A 6,531-nucleotide genomic window follows, 5' to 3' on the forward strand; every position below is an offset into this window, starting at 1 on the left:
CTCCCCGGCAACCCCGCCGCCGCCTACGTGACCGCCCTGGCGGTCCTCCGCCCCCTCGTCCTGCACCTGTCGGGCGCGCACGACGAGACGCCGACGCTGACCGTGCGAAGCGGCTTCGCCCAGGAGAAGCGCGTGGGCCGGCGCGAGTACCTGCGCGTCCAGATCCGCGTCGGCGCCGACGGCGTCGCGGAGGCGGTGCCGTCGACGGGGGGCGCCTTGTCCGGCCTGTCGGCCAGCGACGGGCTGGTGGAACTCGGCGAGGATCTGAGCGCGATCCGTGTGGGTGATCCGTTGCCATACCGGGCGCACGGGGATCTGGGGTGAGTCTTGGGGATGGGTCTTGGGCATGCGTCGGGTGACGACGCTCTCAACAATTGGCGGCGCGCGTATATACTCGCACGTATATACGCGGAGGCTTGTATGAGGCGGACTCGGGTGTTTCAGTCGGGCAACAGTCAGGCGGTGCGACTGCCCGCCGGCTTCCGCCTTCAAGGCCCGGAGATCGAGATTCTCCGCAGGGGCGATGAAATCGTGCTGCGTGAGATCCGGACGCACGACCTAACGGCCGCCTTTGCGCTCCTGACCGAGCTTCCGATCGACGAACTCGTCCGTGAGGACGCGCCGCCGCAGGATCGCGACGGCTTATGAAGCCGCGCTACATGCTCGATACCAACATCTGCATCTACATCCGCCGCGCACGGCCGCCACAGGTACTCGAACGGTTCCGCGACCTGCGACCGGGCGAGGTGGTGATATCGCCGATCACCCATGGCGAGTTGCAGTTCGGTTTGGAGAAGATCCGGGATACACCCGGATTCGATGCGGCCTTGCGGGCCTTTGCCAGGCTGACGGAGATGATCCCGGTCGTCACCCCGGGCGAAGCGACTGCAGCGCATTACGCGGCGTTTCGCGCCAAGCTTCAGAGGGCCGGCTTGATCATCGGCAACAACGACCTCTGGATCGCGGCGCACGCGAAGGCGCTCGATGTCATTCTCGTGACCAACAACACGCGGGAGTTCGATCGCCTGAAACCTGCCCTCACAATTGAGAACTGGGCCGCGCGGGGGAGCGTATCCGGCGCTTAGTCGGATCCCCCCTCGTCACGCCCAGGACAGCACTTCACGGCCCACCGCCCCCGATATCCGGCGGGACACCGCGCCCACCAGCCTGTAGAGCGTCAAATCCGTCCCTGCCCGACCCGTTCGAGATCCCGTGCCCCTGCTCGCAGACCGCGCCCCCGCCAAAGTCAACCTCACGCTCCACGTGCTCGGGCGCCGGGCCGGAGACGGCTACCACGAGTTGGAGAGCCTGGTGGCCTTCGCGGGGACCGCCGACCGCCTGACCCTCCACCCCGGCGCCGCGCTCGGCCTCACCGTCAGCGGTCCGACCGCCGGTCCGGCCGGTCCGACGGACGACAACCTCGTCCTGCGCGCCGCCCGCGGGCTGGCGGCACGGGTGCCGAACCTGCGATTGGGGGCGTTCCATCTGGTCAAGCGCCTGCCGGTTGCGGCCGGCATCGGCGGCGGTTCGTCGGATGCCGCCGCGGCCCTGCGGTTGCTGGCGTGTCTCAACGACCTGCCGCTCAATCATGCAGCCCTGATCGCCGCCGCGCGCGAGACCGGGGCCGACGTGCCGGTCTGCCTCGACCCGCGGGCCCGCATGATGCGTGGCGCCGGGGAGGAGATCGGCCCCGTGCTGGGGCTCGCGCCGCTGCCGGCCGTGCTGGTCAATCCCGGCGTGCCGGTGCCGACCGCTCCGGTGTTCAAGGCCTTGGGCCTCGCGGTCGGGCAGACGCGCGACGGCGCGGCCCATCCCGAGATCGCCGAGGGGCTCAGCGCCGACGCCCTGGTGGCGTCCCTCGCCCCGGCCCGGAACGACCTGGAGGCGCCAGCGCTCACGGTCGCCCCGGTGATCGGCGAGGCCCTGGCGGCCCTGCGCGCGCGGGACGGATGCCGCCTGGCACGGATGTCCGGCTCGGGTGCGACGGTGTTCGCGCTGTTTGCTGACCGCCGCGCGGCGGTGCGGGCTGCCGCCGCCTTGCGGACCGCGCATCCGAATTGGTGGGTGGCGCCGACCTTCCTGCGCTGAACGGCGCGTCGCACCTGCCCTCAGCCCCCTGCCCCCTGCCCTCAGCCCCCGCTTGCCTCCGCGCGGATGCGATTCCGGCGGAAATACGCCCGGCGCTCGGCCTCGGCGCGGACCGCCGCGGCGCGCACCTGCAACAGGTCCTTGCGGGTGAGCAGCCCGACCAACTCACCGCTCTCCGGGTCGGTGACCGTCAGGCGGCCTTGGCCGGCCGACAGCATCACGTCGAGGGCGTGCGATACCACATCGCCCGGATGGACCGATGCCAAGCCAGCATCCGAGACGCGCTCGGCGAGGGTCTCGTCGGCCGCGTCATCCTCCCGCGTCTCCATCGTCCAGCGGAGCGCGTCGTCGCGCGTGACCAGGCCTACCGGCCGACGGCCGCCGTCGAGTACCGGATAGGCGTGGTGGGGACCGGCGGTGATCGCCGCCACAGCCTCGGCCACCGGCAGATCCCCCGCGAGGGTGGCGACCTTGCGGGTCATCACCGCCTCGACCCGGGCCAAGTCGTAGGGATCGATGCCGTATTCCCGGGTCACGTGCTGTCCCCGCCGGGCGATCTTCTCGGTGAGGATCGAGCGCTTGAGCAGCAGCACGGTCACCGCGTAGGCCGCCATGGTGGCGGCGAGCAGGGGTGCCAGGGCGGCGACGTCGCCGGTCACCTCGACGGCGAACACCACTCCGGTCAGTGGCGCCGGCAGGGTCCCACCGAGCATCGCCGCCATGCCGAGCAGCGCCCAGAACCCATGCGCACCGGGGAGGACGAGGCCGATCAGCCAGCCGATCGCGCCACCCAGGATCAGCAACGGTGCGAGCACGCCCCCGGACGTGCCCGACGACAGCGCGGCGAGCCAGATCACCGCTTTCACGACGAGGATCATCAGCACCGCTCCGGCCAGCATGTGCCCGGACAGCAGATCGCGGATCACATCGTAGCCGACACCGAGCGCCCGGGGCTCCACCAAGCCGCCGAGGCCGACCACGAGGGCGCCCAAAGCCGGCCACCACATCCAGTGGATCGGCAGCCGGCCGAACCCGTCCTCGAGGGCGTAGAGCGCGCGCGTGAGCACACCGGAGATCAGCCCGCAGGCCAGCCCGAGCGCTGCACAGGCGGGCAATCCCCACCACGGCAGCGCCGGATTGTCGGTGAAGGGGAAGAGCGGGCCGGCCTCGAACAGGGCGGGCCGCCAGCAGGCCGCCGTCACCGCACCGACCGTGACCGGCACGAGGCTGCGCGGGCGCCACTCGAACAGCAGCACCTCGACGGCGAGCAGCACGGCCGCCACGGGCGTACCGAAGATCGCCGTCATGCCGGCCGCGGCGCCGGCCACCAGCAGGGTCTTCCGTTCGGATGCGCTCAGATGGAAGAACTGCGCGAACAGCGAGCCCACCGCGCCGCCCGTGACGATGATCGGTCCCTCGGCGCCGAACGGCCCGCCCGTGCCGATCGCCACCGCCGAGGAGAGCGGCTTCAAGACAGCCACCTTGGGCGACATCCGGCTGCCGCCGATCAGGATCGCCTCCATGGCCTCCGGGATGCCGTGGCCACGGATCTTCTCCGAGCCGTAACGCGCCATCGCACCCACGATCAGCGCGCCGATGACCGGAATCGCGATCATCCACGGCCCCGGCGTCGCGCCGGCGAGTGACGTCAGAGCGGTGTCGAAGCGGCCGTACCAGGCGAGATTGGTCACCAGGCCGATCAGCGTGAGCAGGATCCAGGCGGTGGCGGTCGCAGCCGTCCCGGTGATCGCCGCGAGCGCGGCCAGCGCCAGAACCCGCCGATCCGCGCTGAAATCGCCGAGCACCCGCCGCAATGGCCTGCCAGCGCCGTGCGCGATGTCCTGTCCGCCGTCCATACAGCCCTCCGTCCTTCACGGCCCAATTATATCGTAGCACGATATATTCAATGACGTCCGGACCGGAACGGGGTGCTACGGGCCCGGGAAGCCCTTATGGATCCGGACGCTATAAGGCCGAACGTCCGGAACCGGCACCAGGGAGATTACCGTGGCTTGCGAGGATCCTCAGACCGCGCCGCTGTCCCAGGAGCAGTACGCCGCTCTGGCGGAATTCCGATACCGACTGCGGCGCTTCCTGGCCTTCAGCGAGGCGGCGGCAGGCCGGGCCGGCATCCCACCTCAGCAGCATCAGGCACTCCTGGCCTTGGCCGGCCATGCCGGGCGCGCGCCGCCGACGGTGGGGCTGCTGGCCGAGCAACTTCTGATCGCTCCGCATACCGCGGCCGAACTCGTCGCCCGGATGGTCGTTGGCGGCCTGCTTACGAAGGGACGCGCCGCCGAGGATCGACGCCGGAGCGAATTGGCGCTCACGCCCCGGGCCGAAACCCTGCTGCGCGATCTGACCGCTGCGCACCTGGAGGAGTTGCGCGGCCTGGTGCCAGCGCTCTCGGGCGCGCTCCATCCCGCGGCGACTTGACGCATAGGGGGTTGGATGGTCTTTTTCCGTAGGGGGGGAGCGGAGATGGCGGATCCTGACAGGTCGGCGGCGCACCGCGCCAAGCTCCGCGGGTTCTACACGTCGCTGGTGGCCAACCCGAATGCGGCCGACCCGCGCGTCGCGGCGGCCTTCGCGGCAGTTCCTCGGGAGCCGTTCGCCGGCCCGGGGCCCTGGTCGATCCTGGCCGCACATGTCTGGCGATCTCAGGATCGCGGCCCGCTCTACGTGACCACCCCGGACGACGACCCCGCCTTCCTGTATCAGGACGTGCTGGTCGCCCTCGACGCAGCAAGCGGCATCAATATCGGACAGCCCAGCCTGCACGCCCTCTGCCTCGATGCGCTCGCGCCCCGGCCCGGGGAGACCGTGGTCCAGGTCGGGACAGGCAGCGGGTATTATACGGCGCTCCTCGCCCATCTCGTCGGGCCGGACGGCCATGTGTGCGGCTTCGAGATCGACTCCGGCCTCGCGGAGCGGGCAGCGCGCAATCTCATCCCCTGGCCGTGGGCCCGGGTCGAGGCGCGCTCCGGCGTAGACGGGAGCCTCCCCGAGGCCGACGCGATCTACGTCAATGCCGGGGCACCGCGCCCTGCCCGCGCCTGGCTCGACGCGCTGCGGCCAGAGGGACGGCTTCTGTTCCCGCTTCAGGCTGCCAACCGCCGGGGCGGCATGCTGCTGGTTCGCCGAACCGCGGCAGACGCAGCCTGGCTGGCCCGTTTCGTCTCCATGGCGAGCTTCATCCCGCTTCAGGGCCTGCGGGAGGTGGCCGAAGACGGGCTATCCGAGGCCTTCGCACGAAGACCCCTCGCCGCGGTCCGGTCGATCCGCTTCGACGCGCCGCCCGATGCGGGCTGCTGGTATGACGGCGGCACCTGGTGGCTTTCGACCCGGGATCCGTGACGCCTTCTGCGACCCAGCCATCCTCCCGAAAGCCGGCGGCCACCTTTCGGAGCGATGCTTTAAGCGACCGGGCACTCCCGAAAGGCCGGCAGCGCTTCGGCGCGCGCGCACAGGGCGGTGAGGTTCGGATGGTCGGCCTCCGGGACCGCGTCGCCATCCACGGTCCGCGTGAACCGACAGACCACCGCAGCGGTGATATCCGGCTGAAGCGGCGCCGACCCGAACAGCCACGGCTGTTGCAACTCGACTTCCCGCTCCAGCTCTCGATAGGCGGCTGTGAGCTGCGCATGGATCCGGTCGAGCCAGGGGGCGTGCTGCTTGTCCTCAGGACGCAGATTGCGCTCGTAGACGCGTTGCACGGTCTTGTCGGCGGCCGCCAGGGCGAGGCCGAGGATGCGGCAGGCCCGGGCATGCCCGGCGAGGTCCACGGGCATCAACCGCGCGCGATCCGGCCGCATTGCGGACAAGTGCGCCAGGATCAGCGTCGAATCCATCAGCGTGATCCCGTCGTCGGTGACCAGTGTCGGCGCCTTGATCACGGGGTTGACCGCGCGGAACCTCTCGACGTCCCGCAGGACCGACACCGACTCGTGCGTGAACGGAATGTCGGCCATCCGCAGCGTGATCGCGACGCGGCGGACATAGGGGGAATCGAGCATACCGATCAAACGCATGACGACATCCTTGGGGCGGCCGCATCCTGCTGTGCGGACCGGAGAAATCTCTTCCGCGGACGGCGCCGTTGCCAGTGGCACGATCGGCCATTACCGATGAGATCATGCCAAAATCGCCGAGCCACGCCGTCGTCATCCTGGCCTATGACGGGCTGTGCACGTTCGAGTACGGCTGCGCCGTCGAGGTCTTCGCCCTGCCCAGGCCGGAATTCGGCTCGCGCTGGTACCGCTGCGCCATTGCGGCCGTGGAACCGGGGCCGTTGCGGGGCACCGGCGGGGTCGTGGTGCAGCCCGATGGCGGCCTCGAACTCCTCGACCACGCCGGGACGATCGTCGTCCCGGGCTGGCGCGGTCCCGCGGGGGCGATGCCCGCTCCCCTGATCGCGGCGCTGAGGCGGGCCCATGCCCGGGG

At 70.5% G+C, this 6,531-nt stretch carries 7 protein-coding genes and 2 pseudogenes; 7 read left to right on the forward strand and 2 right to left on the reverse strand.

Annotated elements, in window-relative coordinates; genetic code table 11:
• The 4 genes and pseudogenes from FV228_RS17365 to FV228_RS17380 form a co-directional block, all read left to right on the forward strand.
• Window positions 1–324, forward strand: a pseudogene (locus FV228_RS17365) (molybdopterin molybdenumtransferase MoeA); the annotation flags it as partial.
• 96 nt (window positions 325–420) lie between these two features.
• Window positions 421–648, forward strand: a complete 228-nt coding sequence (locus tag FV228_RS17370) for an AbrB/MazE/SpoVT family DNA-binding domain-containing protein (RefSeq protein ID WP_147855772.1) — start codon at window positions 421–423, stop codon at window positions 646–648.
• Window positions 645–1,085: a type II toxin-antitoxin system VapC family toxin gene (locus tag FV228_RS17375; protein ID WP_147855773.1), complete on the forward strand. Its 441-nt coding sequence runs from the start codon at window positions 645–647 to the stop codon at window positions 1,083–1,085. The genes FV228_RS17370 and FV228_RS17375 overlap by 4 nt, the downstream gene beginning before the upstream one ends.
• Before the next feature lie 127 nt (window positions 1,086–1,212).
• On the forward strand, window positions 1,213–2,088 hold the full coding sequence (locus tag FV228_RS17380) for a 4-(cytidine 5'-diphospho)-2-C-methyl-D-erythritol kinase (RefSeq protein WP_147855774.1): 876 nt from the start codon (window positions 1,213–1,215) through the stop codon (window positions 2,086–2,088).
• Between the two features lie 41 nt (window positions 2,089–2,129).
• On the opposite strand, the gene FV228_RS17385 is transcribed toward FV228_RS17380, so the two are convergent.
• Window positions 2,130–3,944 carry a chloride channel protein gene (locus tag FV228_RS17385; RefSeq protein ID WP_147855775.1) on the reverse strand — a complete coding sequence of 605 codons (1,815 nt, stop codon included), beginning with the start codon at window positions 3,942–3,944 and terminating at the stop codon, window positions 2,130–2,132.
• A gap of 151 nt (window positions 3,945–4,095) precedes the next feature.
• Between FV228_RS17385 and FV228_RS17390 the strand changes: the two genes are divergently transcribed.
• On the forward strand, window positions 4,096–4,524 hold the full coding sequence (locus tag FV228_RS17390) for a helix-turn-helix domain-containing protein (RefSeq protein ID WP_147855776.1): 429 nt from the start codon (window positions 4,096–4,098) through the stop codon (window positions 4,522–4,524).
• A 45-nt stretch (window positions 4,525–4,569) separates the two neighbouring features.
• A complete protein-coding gene (locus tag FV228_RS17395) occupies window positions 4,570–5,445 on the forward strand; it encodes a methyltransferase (RefSeq protein ID WP_147855777.1) in 876 nt (291 codons plus the stop codon).
• A gap of 59 nt (window positions 5,446–5,504) precedes the next feature.
• On the opposite strand, the gene FV228_RS17400 is transcribed toward FV228_RS17395, so the two are convergent.
• On the reverse strand, window positions 5,505–6,119 hold the full coding sequence (locus tag FV228_RS17400) for a glutathione S-transferase (RefSeq protein ID WP_147855778.1): 615 nt from the start codon (window positions 6,117–6,119) through the stop codon (window positions 5,505–5,507).
• A 104-nt stretch (window positions 6,120–6,223) separates the two neighbouring features.
• Here FV228_RS17400 and ftrA point away from each other — a divergent pair.
• Window positions 6,224–6,531: pseudogene (ftrA, locus tag FV228_RS17405) on the forward strand (transcriptional regulator FtrA); the annotation flags it as partial.

Source organism: Methylobacterium sp. WL18 (genome assembly GCF_008040015.1).
Lineage (GTDB): Bacteria > Pseudomonadota > Alphaproteobacteria > Rhizobiales > Beijerinckiaceae > Methylobacterium > Methylobacterium mesophilicum.

What these genes read in the sequence shown, in the direction of transcription:
- FV228_RS17370 (WP_147855772.1), top strand. Translation starts at nt 421, where the DNA reads ATGAGGCGGACTCGGGTGTTTCAGTCGGGCAACAGTCAGGCGGTGCGA.
- FV228_RS17375 (WP_147855773.1), top strand. Translation starts at nt 645, where the DNA reads ATGAAGCCGCGCTACATGCTCGATACCAACATCTGCATCTACATCCGC.
- FV228_RS17385 (WP_147855775.1), bottom strand. Translation starts at nt 3,944, where the DNA reads ATGGACGGCGGACAGGACATCGCGCACGGCGCTGGCAGGCCATTGCGG.
- FV228_RS17395 (WP_147855777.1), top strand. Translation starts at nt 4,570, where the DNA reads ATGGCGGATCCTGACAGGTCGGCGGCGCACCGCGCCAAGCTCCGCGGG.
- FV228_RS17400 (WP_147855778.1), bottom strand. Translation starts at nt 6,119, where the DNA reads ATGCGTTTGATCGGTATGCTCGATTCCCCCTATGTCCGCCGCGTCGCG.